Here is a 16,116-nt window from a genome sequence, read left to right as displayed (position 1 = left end):
CACCCCCCAGGTCATCGACTTCGACAGGGGGACACAGTCATGCCGGGCCCGGAGGCCAGCGGCCCCATTGCGGAGCCGCGAAGAACATAACGGGGGGGGGCGGATGCGGGGGGCTGGGGTCAGGCCGTGCCCAGGGCTGCGGCGCGGGCGGTGCGGAAGGCGGTCAGGGCGTCCCGGTCGGGGTACGACCAGGGGGCGGGTGTGGCGTGGTCGCCGATGCGGTGGAAGAGGGCGGCGGCCTCGGCGCCCCGGCCCTCGCAGACCTTGGCGTGGGCGAGGAAGTTGAGGTCGACCAGACGGCGCGGGTGGCCTTCGTGCTCCCACTCCAGCCACCAGTCGAAGGCGGCCTTCATCACCTGCCGGGCGCGGCGGCCGACCCAGTGGCCGGAGGCGACCGGGTCGGCGGGTTCGTGTCCGGCGGCGGCCAGGGTGCGGTAGCGCTCGGCGTGCGCGATGACCGGGAGGATCGCCAGCGGGGAGTCGGCGGGTGCCTGCTCGGCGGCCCAGTTGGCGAAGTCGTACACCTCGTGCAGCGGGTCCGGGCCCGCCTCCACGCGGCGCTCGGCGAGCCAGGAGACCACCAGGTGGTGGGCGTGGTGGTGGTCCGGGTACCGGGTGCGGATCTGCTCGAAGAGCCGGACCACGTCCCCCTCGGCCCCCTGGGCGCACTCCAGCAGGAGCAGTCCGAGCCAGGGGGTGGGGTCGGCGGGCACCAGCTCCGCCGCCTTGTGGCAGGCCTCGCGGGCGCGGGCCGGTTTCTCCTTGCCGTGCAGCGCGCGCCGCACCTGGGCCAGGGCGAGCAGCACGGACGCGTCACCGGAGTCGGGTTCGGCGAGCAGCCACTCGCGGGCCCAGGCGGCGCTGTACGACTCCCAGGCGAGCACCGTGACGCGGTGGCCCCGGCGGTCCCAGTCCTCCCCCGTACGGACCAGCAGCGAGCGGGTGTTCTGCCATCGGCCCTGTGCCAGCGCGGTCCGCGCGGCGACGAGTTCGGCGTCGTCGAGGGCCTCGTCGAAGGCCTGCGCCGCCCGTCTGCGGGCACGGCCGAGGGGAGGCGGGGGTGGGGACACCGCGGGACTTCCTCACGCGCTCTTCTTGTGGTCGCCGGCTCACGGCGGGTGGTCGGTGCGGCAGTGGTCGGCTGCCGATTGCCATGAGCTGATCACAGACAGCAAACCGCCGGCGAACGGATCACGTCAAGGGCGTCCCGGGCGTTACTCGCGTCAACTACGGTCATGAACGGGCTACTTGTGACGTCCGGGGCCGGAAGGCCGCCCGGACGGGGTAGGCGGTCGGCACGGGCCGGCCGCTGCTTGGATGGCCGTATGAGTGCTGAGGAGATCATCGACATCGTCGACGAGAACGACCGGGTGGTCGGGCGGTCCCCGCGCGGGGAGGCCTACGCGCGGGGGCTGCGCCACCGCTGCGCCTTCGTTCTCGCCCGGGACGCCGAGGGGCGGATCTTCGTCCACCGCCGCACCGCGGCCAAGCAGGTCTTCCCCTCCCTGTACGACATGTTCGTCGGCGGGGTCGTCGGCGCGGGCGAGAGCTACGACGAGGCGGCGCTGCGGGAGGCCGAGGAGGAGCTGGGCGTGAGCGGGCTGCCGCGCCCCGAGTACGTCCTCACGTTCCTGTACGACGACGGGGCGGGCCGGAGCTGGTGGTCGGCGGTGTACGAGGTGCGCTGCGACCGGCCCGTACGGCCGCAGCCGGAGGAGGTGGCCTGGGGGGACTTCCTGTCGGAGGCGGAACTGGAGCGGCGGCTCGGGGAGTGGGAGTGGACTCCGGACGGACTGGCGGCGTACCGGCGGCTCAAGGCGTACCGGTCGGGGCGGGCCGAGGGCTGAGCGGGCCGAGGGCTGAGCGGGCCGAGGGCTGAGCGGGCCGAGGGCTGAGCGGGGCTTCGTTCCCGGCCGTCGGTCCGGTGCGGGGGTGGCCCCGGTAGGGTCGCGGCGTGATCGACTTCGTGCGGAACGTTCGGTTGTGGTTCGCGCCCGGCGAGGTGCGGCGGGAGGGCGACACGCCCGACTACCGGTTCTCGCTGGCGAACGAGCGGACGTTCCTCGCCTGGTTGCGCACCGCGCTCGCGCTGATCGGGGGCGGGTTCGCCGTGGACCAGTTCCTGCCGGATCTGCGGTGGGGGTGGCGGGTCGGGCTGGCGCTGGCGCTGCTGGCCGCGGGGGCGCTGTGCGCGTTGCGGGCGGTCAATCACTGGGTGCGGTGCGAGCGGGCGATGCGACGGGGGGAGGATCTGCCGGTGTCGCGGTTCCCGGTGCTGCTGAGTCTCGTGGTGGCGGTGGTGGCCGGGGCGATGGTCGCCGTCGTGCTCTTCGGGTGGGACGGGTGAGCGGGGTGGTGGCGGCGGATCGGGAGGGGGAGCGGGATCCGGGGCTGCAGCCCGAGCGGACGCGGCTGGCGTGGCGGCGGACGACGTTGTCGGCGACGGTCGCGGCGGTGTTGGCCGTGAAGACGGCGCTGGCGGGTGGGGTGTCGGTGGTCGGGGTGGTCGCGTGCGCGCTGTGCTGCGCCTGCTGGTTCGGGTTTCTGTGGATCGCCCACCGGCGGATCCGGGGGCTGGCGGCCGTGAGTGCGCCGGGGGCGCTTGTGCCGCCGTATGCGGCGGCTGCGGTGATCTGTGCGGTGGCCATGGCCGGGTGTGGGGCGGTGCTTGTCGGGGTGGGGTGAGGTGGGGGGCTCTGTGGGTTTTCGCCCTCGCCGCCCCTTCCCGTCCCTGGGGCTGCGCCCCAGACCCCCTTGTCCTCAAACGCCGGACGGGCTGAGGGGTGCCGGACGGGCTGGCTTCAGCTCATCGTTACCACGATCTTGCCCCTGGTGCGGCCCTCCTGGTTCAGGCGGTGGGCGTCCGCCGCGCGTTCCAGGGGGAAGGTTTCCGAGACGTGGATGGTGATCGTGCCCTGGTCCGCCAGGTCGGAGAGGTGCTGGAGGTCCCGGGGGTCGGGGCGGACGAACCAGTAGCGGCCGCCGTAGCTCACCGCCTCCGGGTCGGTGATCGAGGCCAGGCGGCCCTCGGGGGCCAGCAGGTTCGCGGAGGCCTTGAGGGCGTCGCCGCCGACCGTGTCGAACACCGCGTCCACGCCCTCGGGCGCCAGTCCCCGTACCCGTTCGGCCAGGCCCTCGCCGTAGCTCACCGGTTCCCCGCCCAGTCCGCGTACGAAGTCGTGGTTGCGCTCGCTCGCCGTACCGACGACCCGGGCGCCGAGGTGGGCGGCGAGCTGGACGGCGATGGACCCGACGCCGCCGGCCGCGGCGTGCACCAGGACGGTCTCGCCCCGCTTGACCTCCAGGACGCGGTGCAGCACCTGGTACGCGGTGAGCCCCGCGAGCGGGATTCCGGCCGCCTCCTCGAAGGACAGGGCGCGCGGCTTGCGCGCGAGGGCCCGCACCGGGGCGGCCACGTACTCGGCGAAGGTGCCGTGCGAGAGGACGTCCTCGCGCACGTAGCCGATGACCTCGTCGCCGACGGCGAACTCCGGTACGGCGGGCCCCGGCTGGACGACCACGCCCGAGACGTCCCAGCCGGGGATGACCGGGAACACCGGCTGGAGGACCGGGTCGAGATAGCCCTCGCGGCACTTCCAGTCGACCGGGTTGACGGCCGCCGCCCGCACCCGCACCAGTACCGAGTCGGGGCCGACCCTCGGGTCGTCGACCTCCCCGAGTCCGAGCACTTCGGGGCCGCCGTACCGTGAGTAGCTGATCGCCTTCATGGATCCGACCCTCCGGTGTCCGCGCGCGCCGTGCAAGCCGAATGGCCCGATGTACGCCATTCGCGTGGCGGCCGGACGGCACCGTCGGCGCGGAGAGCGCCTATCGTGGCCCCGATCACGTTCGGCCGCCGCTCTGGACGACATACCGACCGGTCGGCATCATAAGGCGGGTACTGTTTCCTGCCCGTAGGAGCGACGATGAGCCCCGACCACCCGCCAGGACTCGATCTCGACCGGCTGCGCGGCCTGCTCGAACGGGAGCGGCCCGGCCTGGTGAACGGCCCGCTCACCGGCCGGCTGATCGAGGGCGGCAGGTCGAACCTCACGTACGCGGTCTCCGACGGCGGCTCGAAGTGGGTCGTACGGCGTCCCCCGCTCGGCCATGTGCTGGCCACCGCGCACGACATGAAGCGCGAGCACCGGGTGATCAGCGCGCTGCACCCGACCGCCGTGCCGGTGCCGCGCACCGTGCTGCTGTGTGAGGACGAGGAGGTGCTCGGGGCGCCGTTCTACGTCATGGACTTCGTCGAGGGCACTCCGTACCGGACGGCCGGTCAGCTCGCCCCGCTCGGCGCCGAGCGCACCCGGGACGCGGTGCTGAACCTGGTCGACACGCTCGTCGAGCTGCACGCCGTCGATCCCGGCGAGGTGGGCCTGGCGGACTTCGGCCGGCCCGAGGGGTTCCTGGACCGGCAGCTGCGGCGCTGGGGCAAGCAGCTGGACGCCTCCCGCAACCGGGAGCTGGCCGGGATCGACGAGCTGCACGCGGCGCTCGGGCGCGAGCTGCCCGACTCCCCCGCGCCGGCCGTGGTGCACGGCGACTACCGCCTCGACAACGTGCTGATCGGGGAGGATGACCGGATCAAGGCCGTTCTCGACTGGGAGATGTCCACGCTCGGCGATCCGCTGACGGACCTGGGGCTGCTGGTGATGTACAGCATGCCGCTGGGCATGCCGGACTCCCCCGTCTCCACGACCGCCGAGGCGCCCGGGCACCCCACTCCGGCCGAGCTGGTCGAGCGGTACGCCGCGCGGTCGGGGCGCGACGTCTCCGCGGTGTCCTGGTACACGGCGTTCGCCTGGTTCAAGCTCGCCGTGATCCTGGAGGGCATCCACTACCGCTACACCCTGGGCCAGACGGTCGGGCGCGGCTTCGACCGCATCGGTGATCTGGTCCCGGTCTTCATCCGGCACGGTCTGACCACTCTTCAGGAAGGCTGACGGACCATGGACTTCGCGTTCGACGCGCGCACCGAGGAGCTGCGCGCCAAGTTGCTCGCCTTCATGGACGAGTACGTCTACCCGGCCGAGGCGGTCGCCCACGAGCAGCGGGCCGGGCTGGACTCGCCGTGGGAGAACGTCCCCGTGGTGGAGGAGCTGAAGGCCGAGGCCCGCCGGCAGGGGCTGTGGAACCTCTTCCTGCCCGACTCCGAGTACGGTGCCGGGCTCACCAACCTCCAGTACGCGCCGCTCGCCGAGATCATGGGCCGCTCCCCGCAGATCGCGCCGACCGTCACCAACTGCGCGGCGCCCGACACCGGGAACATGGAGGTGCTGGCGCAGTTCGGCGACGAGGCGCAGAAGAAGCAGTGGCTCCAGCCGCTGCTGGCCGGTGAGATCCGCTCGGCGTTCGCGATGACCGAGCCGGAGGTGGCCTCCTCGGACGCCACCAACATCACCACGCACATCGAGCGGGAAGGCGACGAGTACGTCATCACGGGGCGCAAGTGGTACATCTCCGGGGCGATGCACCCGGACTGCAACATCTTCATCGTGATGGGCAAGACCGACCCGGACGGGGCGGACATCCGCCGGCAGCAGTCCATGGTCCTCGTCCCGCGCGACACGCCGGGCGTCACCATCACCCGCGCGATGCGGGTGTTCGGCTACGAGGACCACTACCACGGCGGTCACGCCGAGGTGGTCTTCGACCACGCGCGCGTGCCGGTGTCGAACCTGATCGGTGAGGAAGGCGGTGGCTTCGCCATCGCGCAGGCCCGGCTCGGTCCCGGCCGGATCCACCACTGCATGCGGCTGATCGGCATGGCCGAGCGGGCCATCGAGCTGATGTGCCGCCGCGCGGTGTCGCGGGACGCGTTCGGCAAGGCACTGGCGCAGCAGGGCGTGGTGCAGAACTGGATCGCCGACGCGCGCGTGGCGGTCGAGCAGCTGCGGCTGCTGGTGCTGAAGACGGCCTGGATGATGGACACCGTCGGCAACCGGGGCGCCCACACGGAGATCCAGGCCATCAAGATCGCCACCCCGCGCACGGTCGTCGGCATCCTCGACCGGGCGATCCAGCTCCACGGCGCCGGCGGGGTCAGCCAGGACTTCCCGCTGGCCGAGCTGTACGCCGGTGCCCGCACGCTGATGATCGCCGACGGCCCGGACGAGGTGCACCAGCGGTCTCTGGCACGCCGGGAGCTGAAGAAGTACCTGTAGTCCCCGAACGTCCTGTGGCCCGCCGGTACTGCCGGCGGGCCACAGGACGTGGGGGGGGGTGTTCTCAGGCGCGCAGGGCCCGCAGCAGCAGGTCCGCCAGGTGGTCGGCGACCTCCTGGGGGCTGAGCGGGCCGTCGGGGCGGTACCAGGTCGACAGGTGGTGCACGGAGCCGAAGTGGTAGTCGACCACCAGGTCGGCCGGGGTCGCCGTGGAGAAGACGCCCTCGCGCTGTCCCTCCTCGATCAGCGCGCGGAAGCGTTCGTGGTAGCGGCGGCGCTCGGCGCGCACCTGCTTGTTCTTCTCCGGGCTGAGGTGGTGCATGGAGCGGAAGAAGATCGACGCGTCGTCGAGGTTCTCGATCGTGGTGACGACGACGTCCGCCGCCGCGCCGCGCAGCCGCTTCTCGATCGGCTCGTCGGCGTCCGCGAAGTGGTCCAGGCGTTCCTGCTGGAGGCGCAGCACGCGCGCGTACACCTCGTGCAGCAGGTCGTCCTTGGAGCCGAAGTAGTGGTAGAGCGCCCCCTTGGTGACGCCGGCCGCCTCGACGATCTCCTGCACCGAGGTGCGGTCGTAGCCCCGCTCGGCGAAGAGCCGGGTGGCGGCGGCCAGGAGCCGCTGCGGCACAGGAGCCCCGTCACCGTCCGTCGTTCTGGGCACTGCCGCCACCCGCCTTTCCGTGTCGCTGCTAGTTGTCGTGGGTCAGGGAACGCAGTTCCCGCCGGAGGATCTTCCCACTGGCCGTCTTCGGCAGGTCCGGCAGGATCTCCACCTGGCGCGGATACTTGTAGGCGGCCAGTTTCTCCTTGCAGTACGCGGCGAGTGCGGCCGGGTCCGCCTCCGCGCCGGGGCGCAGGCTGATGAAGGCCTTGACGGTCTCCCCGCGGTATCCGTCGGGCACCCCGACGACGGCGGCCTCGCGCACCGCCGGGTGGGTGTAGAGCACGTCCTCGACCTCGCGCGGCCACACCTTGAAGCCGGACGCGTTGATCATGTCCTTCTTGCGGTCGACGACGTACAGCCAGCCCTCGGGGTCCATGAAGCCGATGTCGCCGGTGCGCAGCTCGCCGTCGGGGAAGGTCTCGGCGGTGGCGTCGGGCCGCCGCCAGTAGCCGGGCACGACCTGCGGTCCGCGCACGACGATCTCGCCCTGCTCGCCGAAGGACACCTCCTCGCCCCGGTCGTCGACGATCCGTACGACGGTGTCGGGGCCCGGCACGCCGACGGCCAGCGTGCCGGAGGCCTCGTCGACCGGCGCCTCCAGGTGCGGCGGGACGGAGGCGCAGGGGGCGGTGCACTCGGTGAGCCCGTAGCCGTTGCGGATGTACGGCCCGAAGCCGGCCCGGAACTTCTCCACCAGGGCGGGCGGCAGCGGGGCGCCGCCGGAGGAGATCACCCGGAAGGAGGAGAAGTGGTCGGGGCTGACGTCGGGGTGGGCGGCCAGCGCCATGAAGGCGGTGGACGGGCCGACGGTGTAGTGCGGCCGGTGCTCGGCGAAGGCGTCCAGGACGACACCCGACTCGAAGCGGTAAGCCAGGACGAGGGTGCCCGCGCTGTTGAGGCAGGCGCCGAGCTGGCACACCATCCCGGTGATGTGGAACAGGGGCGCGAGGGCGAAGTAGACGGGCGCCTCGGGCAGGCCGAGCCCCGTGCGCTGCCGCTCGGCGTTGTACATGATGTTGCGGTGCGTGTTGGTGGCGCCCTTGGGGATGCCGCTGGTGCCCGAGGTGTAGCTGATCAGCGCGGTGTCGCCGGGGTCGGGGTCGCGGTGCTCGGGGGCCGGGTGGCCCTGGCGGGCGACGGTGGTGAGGTCGTCGGCGTCCGGGGGCTGCGGGAGCCGCTCGAAGGTGAGCACGCGCGTGTCGCCGCGGGTCTGGAAGTCCAGTTCGCAGCCGGTGAGCACGATCCGCACGGGCGAGTCGGCGGCCGTGTCGCGCAAGTACGACTCCCAGGCCCGGTCGGAGCAGATCAGCGCGGCCACGTCGGCGTCCCGCAGGACGTGCGTCACCTCGCCCGACTTGTACATCGGGTTGACGGGCACGACGACCGCGCCCGCCTTCCAGGCGCCCAGCAGGGCGAGGACGAAGAGCGGGGAGTTCTGCAGCAGGACCGCCACCCGGTCGCCGCGCTCCAGGCCGCGTGCGGCGAGCCGGCCGGCGACGGAGTCGCTGAACTCGTCGGCCTCGCGGTAGGTGAGGCGGCCGTCGAAGTAGGTGAGGAAGGCGCGGTCGGGGGTCTCGGCCACCGCGCGGCGCAGGGCGTGCACCAGGGAGCCGGCCGGGTCGAGGGGGGCGCGCTGGGCGTCGGTGAGGAGGGCCAGCCAGGGCTTGGCGGCGTAGCGGGAGGCGGTCACCGGTTCGCCTCCCACTGCTGCTGGAGGCGGTTCATGCCGGCCAGCCAGCGGTCCGGCTCGGCGGCACGCGCCTGGTAGTACTCGGCGACCTCGGGGTGCGGCAGGATCAGGAAGCGGTCCTCGTCGATGCCCCGGAAGAGGGCGTCGGCCACGTCCTCCGGTTCGATCGCGGTCGGCTTGAGGACGAGGTCGCCCGCGCTGCCGCTGGCGTCGAGCATGTCGGTGCGCACGCCCTGCGGGCAGATCGCGTGGACCTTCACGCCGCGGTGGCGGTACGTCAGTGACAGCCACTCGGCGAAGGCGTAGGCGCCGTGCTTGGTGACGCTGTAGGGGGCGGTGCCGATCATGGTGAGCAGTCCGGCGGCGGAGACGGTGGAGACGAAGCGGCCGCTGCCGCGCTCCAGCCAGTCGGGGAGCAGTGCGTGCGCCGCGCGGACGTGCGCCATGACGTTGACGTCCCAGGAGAGCGCCCAGCCCTGCTCGTCTAGCGGTTCGCCGGGCTCCCCGCCGTCGCGGCCGACGCCCGCGTTGGCGCAGTACACGTCGACCGTCCCGCCGAGCGCGTCACGGGCCTCGGCGACGATCGAGGAGGCGTCGCCCACCACGGCCAGGCCGCCGGTCTCCTCGGCGACGGCCTTCGCGCGGTCGGCGTCCAGGTCGTTGACGACGACCCGTGCCCCCTGAGCGGCGAAGCGGCGGGCGAGTGCCGCCCCGATGCCGCCCCCGGCTCCCGTGACGACCACTTTCGCACCCTGCACGGCTTGCACCATCGGTCTCCTTCGACGCGGCTCCCAGCGGCTACCGGCGTCAGACTAACCGGTCGGTATGCCCGGTGGAAGGGGTGCTCCGCGCGGGGCCGGTCCGGTTCGTTCCCCGGGACGGTCGGGCGCGCTAGCGTGCGTGCGCATGACACCCGCCACGATCACGGAGGTCACCGCATGAAGCTGTCCAGACGGAGCCTGCTCGCCACCACCACGGCCGCGGTCGCGGTCTCCGCCGCCCCGGCCGCCGCCGCTTCCGGGCCGGGACGCGGGGGCGGGCGGGGGCTGCGCACCGGGTTCGAACGGCTCGCCGCGGACGGCTACGGGCTGCTCGACGGCCGGCGCGTGGGCGTGGTCACCAACCCGACGGGCATCACCCGGGACGCGCGGCACATCGTCGACGTGATGCACGCCGACGACCGGGTGGACCTGACCGCCGTCTTCGGTCCCGAGCACGGCTTCCGGGGCACCGCCCAGGCGGGCGGCTCGGAGGGCCGCCACGACGACCCGGCGACCGGCCTGCCGGTCTACGACACGTATCTGAAGAGCGGTCAGGCGCTCGCCGACGTCTTCACGGCGTCCGGCGTGGACACGGTCGTCTTCGACATCCAGGACGTCGGCGCGCGGTTCTACACGTACGTCTGGACGCTGTTCGACTGCATGGAGGCCGCCGCGCTCGCGGGGAGGAGGTTCGTCGTACTGGACCGGCCGAACCCGGTGACCGGGCGGGCCGCGCTGGGCCCGGTGCTGCACGAGGAGTTCGCGACGTTCGTCGGGCGGCAGCCGGTCTCGCAGGCGCACGGGATGACGGTGGCGGAGCTGGCGCTGCTGTTCAACGGGGAGTTCCTGACGGCGCCGGTGCCGCTGGAGACCGTGACGATGTCGGGCTGGCGGCGGTCGGACTTCTACGACGCCTCCGGACTGCCGTGGGTGCCGCCGAGCCCGAACATGCCGACGCCCGAGACGGCGCTGGTGTACTCGGGGACGTGTCTGTTCGAGGGGACGAACCTGTCGGAGGGGCGCGGGACCACCCGGCCGTTCGAGCTGCTGGGCGCGGAGGGGATCGACGGGCGCTGGGCGGCCGGGGCGAACGCGCTGGGGCTCGCGGGCGTGCGCTTCCGCGAGGCGTACTTCGCGCCGACGTTCTCCAAGTTCCAGGGGAGGACCGTCGGGGGCGTCCAGGTGCACGTGCACGACCGGGAGGCGTTCGATCCGGTGCGGACCGGGATCGGGCTGCTGATCACCGCCAAGCGGTCGTGGAGCGGCTTCGCCTGGCGCCCGGACAACTGGATCGACAAGCTCACGGGCTCCGCGCGCGTGCGCACCATGATCGACGCGGGCGCGGACACGGACGAGGTGGTGGCCGGCTGGCAGGAGGAGCTGGCGGGGTTCCGGAGGACGCGGCGGGAGTACCTGCTGTACCGCTGAGAACGGTGGTACGGGACGGCGGCGGGCGGTGGCCCGCCGCCGTTTTGCGTCGGGCGTGCATATCGGCGGGGACTTCAGGAACCCGTGGAAGCTCCCAGGAGTTCTCAGGCTGACGAGGAGTGGCCGCTCCCCCGCGGGGAGGGCACGGAGCGGGTTACCGCCGGTATCCCCGTGAACGACCACAACTGAAGCAGGGATCACGGGAGTTGGCCCGTGAGTCCCCGCGGCCGGCTGACGGGGGCCATCGAAAAAAGGATGGAGCCGATTCGCGTGTCGATACGTCTATTCGGCGACGTCCTTTCGACGACGCCGAAGTGACCGGATTACAGGTGCAGGTGTGACGGAGGTGCAGGACGATGGCCGGTTTCCGGAGTCTGGCGAGACAGGTCCGAGATCCGCGGTGCGATCTGGCGCTGCGGCGCTATTCGCTGCGCAAGTGCCTTGAGCGGTTCGCTCCCTACGGGCACAGGGCGACCTGGGACCATCTGTGCGCGCGGGCCGGGTTCGATCCCGAGGACCGCTCCGTCGACCCGGCGCGGCTCGTGGCCGCACTGGACGAACTGGAGGAGGCCCGGGCGGTCTGGCTGGCCTACGAGGTGGGGTTCGCCGACCGCCGCAGGAAGGAGAAGCACGACGGGCTGCGCAGGCCGGGCAGTGTGGACGACTGGCACCGGCTGACCTGGGGCGGTTTCGGTGTGGCCTGGTGCGACGATCCGCGGGTGCATCCGCGCGAGCCGCTGGCCGAGGTGCTGCGGCGGCTGATCGCCGCGCTGGAGCGCGAGCCGGGCACGGTCTGCCCCGTGTGCCGGGGGGAACGGCTCATGTGGCGCTTCGACCTGGACCACGAGCCGTCGACGGGGCCGGTCTGTACGGACTGCGGGATTCTGGTGCCGCGCCCCGTGCTCACCGCCGGGGCCCTGGCGGACGCCCGGCGGGCGAGGCTGCTGGTCTCGGCCTGAGAGGCGGGGAGCGAGGGGGTGCGCAGGGGATGCCGCGCCCCCACACGCGGAACTGCGGGCAGTCGTGCCTCCCCCAGTGCCTCAAGGGCCTGGGAGGTGCCCCAGGGCGATGGGGGTCCCCCCGCTCGAGCGGAGCCGAGAGTGGGGGAGGGTGGGCGGTGGGGGTCCCTCCCGCTCATGGGGGTCCCTCCCGCTCATGGGGGTCCCTCCCGCTCATGGGGGTCCCTCCCGCTCGAGCGAAGCCGAGAGTGGGGGAGAAGCCGAGAGTGGGGGAGAAGCCGAGAGTGGGGGAGGCACCCCGCAAGCGCCGGCAAGCGCCCGCCCAGGTGGTCAGCAACCACCCTTCGGCCGGATGCCACGGCGCGTGCTGTTGTTCTCCGTCAGCAGGCGGGAACCTGTCAGACGGTCGCCGAAGATGTCGTCCGGGTTGGACAGGACGCAGCCCTCCAGCGAGAGGCAGCCGCAGCCGATGCAGTCCGTGAGGTGGTCGCGCAGGCGGTTGAGCTGCTTGATGCGTTCGTCCAGTTCCGAGCGCCACGCCTCGGAGAGGTGCGCCCAGTCGTCCCGGGTGGGCGTGCGCTCCTCGGGCAGCTCGGCCAGCGCCTCGCGGATCGTGGCGAGCGGGATGCCGACGCGCTGGGCGGCGCGGATGAAGGCGACCCGGCGCAGGGTGTCACGGCTGTAGCGACGCTGGTTGCCCGAGGTGCGACGGCTGCCGATCAGGCCCTTCGCCTCGTAGAAGTGCAGGGCCGAGACGGCGGCGCCGCTGCGGGCGGAGAGCTGGCCGACCGTGAGTTCGTGGATCTTCTCGGGTATCTGGGGCACCCCCCGAACCCTACCCACCCGTCCGGCGGCCGGCTGTCGTTGACAGGGACCGCCCGGCACACCATGCTAAGCAGTTGCTTAGGCATGCGCACACCGATGCGCTGCGACTACGTGACGCGAGAGGCCGGGACATGGCAGAGCCGAGGATCTTCACGTCCGTCGACGACCTGAAGGCGGCGGTGGGCGAGCAGCTGGGGTACACCGACTGGCTGGAGGTCGACCAGAAGCGGATCGACCTGTTCGCCGAGGCCACCGGGGACCACCAGTGGATCCACGTCGACCCGGAGAAGGCCGCGGCGGGGCCGTTCGGGACGACCATCGCGCACGGCTATCTGACGCTGTCGCTGCTGCCGCTGTTCGGCCCGCAGCTGATCTCCGTCGAGGGCGTGAGGATGGGCGTCAACTACGGCACCAACAAGGTGCGCTTCCCCGCCCCGGTCCCGGTCGGCTCGCGGGTGCGCGCCACCGCGACGATCACCGCCGTCGACGAGGTGCCGGGCGGCGTCCAGGTGGCCACGGCGTTCACCGTGGAGCGCGAGGGCGGGGACAAGCCGGTGTGCGTCGCCGAGTCGGTGGCCCGCTACTACCTCTGAGCGGGGCCGGCTCCCCGGGCCCCGACCATCCTGAGCACGAGGTCGGCGTAGAGCGCGCCGACCTCCTCGGGGGTGCGGGGGCCGTCCACGTTGAACCAGCGGGCCACGTCGATGCAGAGGGAGAGCACGGCGAGCGTGGTGCCCTGTACGTCGATGACGTCGAACTCGCCGGAACGCACACCCTCCTCGATGATCCCGCGCACCTCGGCGTCGACCTGCCGGCGCAGTCCGAGGATCTCGGCGCGGGCGTCGGGGCCGAGCGAGTCGAGTTCGTACTGCACGACCCTGGCGGTGGTCCGGCCGCCCGCGTGCCAGCGGACGAAGGAGCTGACCGCTTCGGCGAGCCGCTCGCCGGGGCCGCCCTCGGCGCGGGCCGCCGTGCGCAGGATCTCGACAGCCTTCTGGTGGCCGATCCTGCTGATGCGGTGGAGCAGCTCTTCCTTGGTCTTGTAGTGGATGTAGAGCGCGGCCGGGCTCATCCCGGCGCGGCCCGCGATGTCGCGGGTCGTCGTGGCGTGGTAGCCGCGCTCCGCGAACGCCTCCACGGCGGCGAGCAGCAATCGTCGGGCCGCGTCGGGCGTGACCTCACCCCACGGTTGCGCCTCGGCGCCGGCCGGCTCCTCCGCCGTACTCATCGCTCACCTCATTCGCTGGCAGGGGTAACACCATACCGGCAAGGGTGAGCGCTCGCTTAGCGCGCCCGTCGTCACAGCTTCTGCAGCGGGTCGTACTCGGAGAGCATCTTCTCCAGGCGGGCCTGGTCGACCCGGTTGACGATCTGCCCGGCCTCCTGACGGTCGCGGATGACCTTGGCCAGGGTGAAGGCGGAGGTGACGAGGTACAGGACCGCGATGCCCAGGAAGGCGCGGACCCAGGCGTCGGCCTCGAGGTTGAAGATACCGACCGCGGTGGCGCCCATGGCCACTCCGAAGGACGCGACGGCCTGACCGTAGAAGGCGGCCGTGCTCTGCTGCTTGACCGGTGTGTCGCTCATGGGGAAAAGGATCGGCGGATGTGGCCGCGGCCACATCCGCTCAGCTACTCAGGCACGTACTCAGAACGCCGAAACCCCGGTCAGGGCGCGGCCGATGACCAGTTTCTGGATCTGGCTGGTGCCCTCGTAGAGGGTCATCACACGGGCGTCGCGCAGGAGTTTGCCGGCCGGGTACTCGTCGATGTAGCCGTAGCCGCCGAAGACCTGCAGGGCGTTGTTGGCGGCGCGGACGGCGGCCTCCGAGGCGAAGAGCTTGGCCTTGGAGGACTCGACGGCGAAGGGCTTCCCCCGGTCGATCAGGTCGGCGACCCGCCAGGTGAGCAGCCGGGCCGCGTCGACGTCCACGGCGATGTCGCTGATCAGCTCCTGGACGAGCTGGTGACGGGCGATGGCCTTCCCGAACTGCTCCCGCTCCCCCGCGTACTTCACGGCCGCGTCCAGTGCGGCCTGGGCTATGCCGACGCAGCCGGCCGCGACCGACATCCGCCCCTTGGCGAGGGCGGACATGGCGACCGAGAAGCCCTTGCCCTCCGGCGCGAGCATCGCGGAGGCGGGGACGCGGACATCCTCCAGGACCAGTTCGGCGGTGGCCTGGCCGCGCAGGCCGAGCTTGCCGTGGACGGCGCGGCGGGTCAGGCCGGGGGTGCCGGTGGGCACGAGGAAGGCGGAGACCCCCTTGTGGCCGGGGGCGTCGGTGGAGCGGGCGAAGAGCAGGACGACGTCGGCCCAGGTGCCGTTGGTGATGAACATCTTGGTGCCGTCGAGGACGTAGGAGTCGCCGTCGCGCACCGCGCGGGTGGCGAGGTTGCCCGCGTCCGACCCCGTGCCGGGCTCGGTGAGGCCGAAGCAGCCGACGTACTTCCCGGAGGTGAGCCCCGGAAGCCAGGCGCGCTTCTGCTCCTCGCTCCCCCAGGCGGCGATCGTCTTGGCGACCAGGCCGAGGGAGACGGAGACGATGCCGCGCACGGAGGAGTCGCCGCGGCCCAGTTCCTCGGTGACCAGGCAGTACGCGAGATGGTCGCCGCCGCTGCCGCCGTACTCCTCGTCGATGGTCAGCCCGAGGAAACCGACCTCGCCGAGCTTCTTCACGATGCCGCGGTCGACCTCCTCGGCGCGGTCCCAGGCGGTGGCGTGGGGCACGACCTCGCGCTCCACGAAGTCCCGGGCGAGCCGGCGGACGGCCTCCTGCTCCTCGCTGAGCTCCAGGTTCATACCGAGTCACCCCATGTGAGATCCATGTGAAACGTACACATTTAAATTAGCACTGCTAGTTTCCAGGCGCAGCCCTACTATGTGCGCCATGGCCCGACCGCGCAAGCCCCTGCTGAGCACCGACCGGATCGTCGGTACGGCCCGTGCGCTGGTGGACGCGGAGGGCCTCGCGGCCGTCTCCACGCGCCGGCTCGCCGCGGAGCTGGGGGTGAGCGGGCCCTCGCTCTACAACCACTTCCGCACCAAGGACGAGATCCTGGAGGCGGTCGCCGACTCGGTGAGCGCGCTGGTCGACCTGTCGATGTTCGAGGACGGCCGGGAGTGGCGGACCGCGCTGCACGACTGGGCGGTCTCCTACCGGGCCGCGCTGCGCGACCACCCGAACATCGTCCCGGTCCTGGCCCGCGGTCCCGGCCGCCGTCCGGCGGCGCTGCGGCTGGCCGACGCGGTCTACGGCGCGATGGTCGAGGCCGGCTGGCCGCCCGCGCAGGCCACCTCCATCGGCGCGCTGATGCGGTACTTCATCATGGGCTCCGCGCTCGGCTCGTTCGCGGGCGGCTTCGTGGACGACGCCAGTGCCTACGACCCCGCCGACTACCCCCACCTCGGGCAGGCCCATCTCCTCGCCGAGCAGCAGGAGAAGATCGACGAACGGGCCTTCGAGGCGGGGCTGACGGCGCTGCTGGACGGGCTGGCGCTGCAGTACGAGCAGGTGCGGGCCGGCGCCTGAGCGCTCCGCTGGGGGTGCGGTGATGTGCCGTCGATCGTCCGCGGCGCCGCCGTGGCCGGTCGCGCCCGCGCGGCGGTAGCCGCGTGAAGGCAC

At 72.3% G+C, this 16,116-nt stretch carries 18 protein-coding genes; 9 read left to right on the top strand and 9 right to left on the bottom strand.

Going from position 1 to position 16,116, the window contains the following annotated elements; translation table 11 throughout:
- Positions 1-119: 119 nt before the first annotated feature.
- Positions 120-1,070, bottom strand: a complete 951-nt coding sequence (locus ACIA6T_RS29880) for a DUF982 domain-containing protein (RefSeq protein WP_399449603.1) — start codon at positions 1,068-1,070, stop codon at positions 120-122.
- Positions 1,071-1,325: 255 nt separating this feature from the next.
- Here ACIA6T_RS29880 and ACIA6T_RS29875 point away from each other — a divergent pair, with 255 nt between their 5' ends.
- From ACIA6T_RS29875 to ACIA6T_RS29865, 3 genes are all read left to right on the top strand, one after another.
- Entirely contained in the window at positions 1,326-1,847 is a 522-nt protein-coding gene (locus tag ACIA6T_RS29875) for an NUDIX hydrolase (protein ID WP_399449602.1), read from the top strand.
- Between the two features lie 107 nt (positions 1,848-1,954).
- Positions 1,955-2,347 (top strand): YidH family protein, encoded by a 393-nt coding sequence (locus ACIA6T_RS29870; RefSeq protein ID WP_399449601.1) that lies wholly within the window; start codon positions 1,955-1,957, stop codon positions 2,345-2,347.
- The gene (locus ACIA6T_RS29865; protein ID WP_399449600.1) at positions 2,344-2,685 is read left to right on the top strand and encodes a DUF202 domain-containing protein; all 342 of its coding nucleotides are present in this window, start codon (positions 2,344-2,346) and stop codon (positions 2,683-2,685) included. The genes ACIA6T_RS29870 and ACIA6T_RS29865 overlap by 4 nt, the downstream gene beginning before the upstream one ends.
- 116 nt (positions 2,686-2,801) lie before the next feature.
- Here ACIA6T_RS29865 and ACIA6T_RS29860 read toward each other — a convergent pair whose 3' ends face one another.
- The gene (locus ACIA6T_RS29860) at positions 2,802-3,728 is read right to left on the bottom strand and encodes an NADP-dependent oxidoreductase (protein WP_399449599.1); all 927 of its coding nucleotides are present in this window, start codon (positions 3,726-3,728) and stop codon (positions 2,802-2,804) included.
- A gap of 198 nt (positions 3,729-3,926) precedes the next feature.
- Between ACIA6T_RS29860 and ACIA6T_RS29855 the strand changes: the two genes are divergently transcribed.
- Together ACIA6T_RS29855 and ACIA6T_RS29850 are read left to right on the top strand one after the other, a co-directional pair.
- Positions 3,927-4,949, top strand: a complete 1,023-nt coding sequence (locus ACIA6T_RS29855; protein WP_399449598.1) for a phosphotransferase family protein — start codon at positions 3,927-3,929, stop codon at positions 4,947-4,949.
- A 6-nt stretch (positions 4,950-4,955) separates the two neighbouring features.
- Entirely contained in the window at positions 4,956-6,170 is a 1,215-nt protein-coding gene (locus tag ACIA6T_RS29850) for an acyl-CoA dehydrogenase family protein (RefSeq protein WP_399449597.1), read from the top strand.
- A 64-nt stretch (positions 6,171-6,234) separates the two neighbouring features.
- Here ACIA6T_RS29850 and ACIA6T_RS29845 read toward each other — a convergent pair whose 3' ends face one another.
- The 3 genes from ACIA6T_RS29845 to ACIA6T_RS29835 are packed head-to-tail and all read right to left on the bottom strand — an operon-like array spanning position 6,235 to position 9,291.
- The gene (locus ACIA6T_RS29845) at positions 6,235-6,828 is read right to left on the bottom strand and encodes a TetR/AcrR family transcriptional regulator (RefSeq protein WP_344560471.1); all 594 of its coding nucleotides are present in this window, start codon (positions 6,826-6,828) and stop codon (positions 6,235-6,237) included.
- A gap of 28 nt (positions 6,829-6,856) precedes the next feature.
- The gene (locus ACIA6T_RS29840) at positions 6,857-8,521 is read right to left on the bottom strand and encodes a class I adenylate-forming enzyme family protein (protein ID WP_399449596.1); all 1,665 of its coding nucleotides are present in this window, start codon (positions 8,519-8,521) and stop codon (positions 6,857-6,859) included.
- Entirely contained in the window at positions 8,518-9,291 is a 774-nt protein-coding gene (locus tag ACIA6T_RS29835; protein WP_399449595.1) for an SDR family oxidoreductase, read from the bottom strand. Before ACIA6T_RS29835 ends, ACIA6T_RS29840 begins: the two co-directional genes overlap by 4 nt.
- A gap of 168 nt (positions 9,292-9,459) precedes the next feature.
- Between ACIA6T_RS29835 and ACIA6T_RS29830 the strand changes: the two genes are divergently transcribed.
- Both ACIA6T_RS29830 and ACIA6T_RS29825 read left to right on the top strand, forming a co-directional pair.
- Positions 9,460-10,710 (top strand): exo-beta-N-acetylmuramidase NamZ domain-containing protein, encoded by a 1,251-nt coding sequence (locus ACIA6T_RS29830; protein WP_399449593.1) that lies wholly within the window; start codon positions 9,460-9,462, stop codon positions 10,708-10,710.
- Positions 10,711-11,066: 356 nt separating this feature from the next.
- Positions 11,067-11,669, top strand: a complete 603-nt coding sequence (locus ACIA6T_RS29825; protein WP_399449592.1) for a hypothetical protein — start codon at positions 11,067-11,069, stop codon at positions 11,667-11,669.
- A gap of 330 nt (positions 11,670-11,999) precedes the next feature.
- On the opposite strand, the gene soxR is transcribed toward ACIA6T_RS29825, so the two are convergent.
- A complete protein-coding gene (soxR, locus tag ACIA6T_RS29820) occupies positions 12,000-12,494 on the bottom strand; it encodes a redox-sensitive transcriptional activator SoxR (RefSeq protein ID WP_399449591.1) in 495 nt (164 codons plus the stop codon).
- 131 nt (positions 12,495-12,625) lie between these two features.
- Between soxR and ACIA6T_RS29815 the strand changes: the two genes are divergently transcribed.
- Positions 12,626-13,087, top strand: a complete 462-nt coding sequence (locus tag ACIA6T_RS29815; protein ID WP_398369107.1) for a MaoC family dehydratase — start codon at positions 12,626-12,628, stop codon at positions 13,085-13,087.
- Here ACIA6T_RS29815 and ACIA6T_RS29810 read toward each other — a convergent pair.
- From ACIA6T_RS29810 to ACIA6T_RS29800, 3 genes are all read right to left on the bottom strand, one after another.
- A complete protein-coding gene (locus ACIA6T_RS29810) occupies positions 13,078-13,722 on the bottom strand; it encodes a TetR/AcrR family transcriptional regulator (protein WP_344560463.1) in 645 nt (214 codons plus the stop codon). The two genes, ACIA6T_RS29815 and ACIA6T_RS29810, sit on opposite strands and share 10 nt — an antisense overlap.
- 71 nt (positions 13,723-13,793) lie before the next feature.
- Positions 13,794-14,081: a YiaA/YiaB family inner membrane protein gene (locus ACIA6T_RS29805; RefSeq protein ID WP_030867144.1), complete on the bottom strand. Its 288-nt coding sequence runs from the start codon at positions 14,079-14,081 to the stop codon at positions 13,794-13,796.
- 60 nt (positions 14,082-14,141) lie between these two features.
- Positions 14,142-15,293: an acyl-CoA dehydrogenase family protein gene (locus tag ACIA6T_RS29800; protein WP_399449590.1), complete on the bottom strand. Its 1,152-nt coding sequence runs from the start codon at positions 15,291-15,293 to the stop codon at positions 14,142-14,144.
- Between the two features lie 88 nt (positions 15,294-15,381).
- Here ACIA6T_RS29800 and ACIA6T_RS29795 point away from each other — a divergent pair, with 88 nt between their 5' ends.
- Positions 15,382-16,023 (top strand): TetR/AcrR family transcriptional regulator, encoded by a 642-nt coding sequence (locus ACIA6T_RS29795; protein WP_085575865.1) that lies wholly within the window; start codon positions 15,382-15,384, stop codon positions 16,021-16,023.
- Positions 16,024-16,116 lie beyond the last annotated feature (93 nt).

Origin of the sequence: Streptomyces sp. NPDC051740 (assembly GCF_044453165.1) — a bacterium.
GTDB classification, from domain to species: Bacteria; Actinomycetota; Actinomycetes; order Streptomycetales; family Streptomycetaceae; genus Streptomyces; species Streptomyces atrovirens.
The sequence above is the reverse complement of the archived record's forward strand: the minus strand, read 5'-3'. Positions and strand labels throughout refer to the sequence as shown.

Excerpts from the sequence above, each read along its gene's own strand:
- ACIA6T_RS29875 (WP_399449602.1), top strand. The coding sequence starts at position 1,326 with ATGAGTGCTGAGGAGATCATCGACATCGTCGACGAGAACGACCGGGTG.
- ACIA6T_RS29860 (WP_399449599.1), bottom strand. The coding sequence starts at position 3,728 with ATGAAGGCGATCAGCTACTCACGGTACGGCGGCCCCGAAGTGCTCGGA.
- ACIA6T_RS29855 (WP_399449598.1), top strand. The coding sequence starts at position 3,927 with ATGAGCCCCGACCACCCGCCAGGACTCGATCTCGACCGGCTGCGCGGC.
- ACIA6T_RS29850 (WP_399449597.1), top strand. The coding sequence starts at position 4,956 with ATGGACTTCGCGTTCGACGCGCGCACCGAGGAGCTGCGCGCCAAGTTG.
- ACIA6T_RS29835 (WP_399449595.1), bottom strand. The coding sequence starts at position 9,291 with ATGGTGCAAGCCGTGCAGGGTGCGAAAGTGGTCGTCACGGGAGCCGGG.
- ACIA6T_RS29830 (WP_399449593.1), top strand. The coding sequence starts at position 9,460 with ATGAAGCTGTCCAGACGGAGCCTGCTCGCCACCACCACGGCCGCGGTC.
- ACIA6T_RS29825 (WP_399449592.1), top strand. The coding sequence starts at position 11,067 with ATGGCCGGTTTCCGGAGTCTGGCGAGACAGGTCCGAGATCCGCGGTGC.
- ACIA6T_RS29815 (WP_398369107.1), top strand. The coding sequence starts at position 12,626 with ATGGCAGAGCCGAGGATCTTCACGTCCGTCGACGACCTGAAGGCGGCG.
- ACIA6T_RS29810 (WP_344560463.1), bottom strand. The coding sequence starts at position 13,722 with ATGAGTACGGCGGAGGAGCCGGCCGGCGCCGAGGCGCAACCGTGGGGT.
- ACIA6T_RS29805 (WP_030867144.1), bottom strand. The coding sequence starts at position 14,081 with ATGAGCGACACACCGGTCAAGCAGCAGAGCACGGCCGCCTTCTACGGT.
- ACIA6T_RS29800 (WP_399449590.1), bottom strand. The coding sequence starts at position 15,293 with ATGAACCTGGAGCTCAGCGAGGAGCAGGAGGCCGTCCGCCGGCTCGCC.
- ACIA6T_RS29795 (WP_085575865.1), top strand. The coding sequence starts at position 15,382 with ATGGCCCGACCGCGCAAGCCCCTGCTGAGCACCGACCGGATCGTCGGT.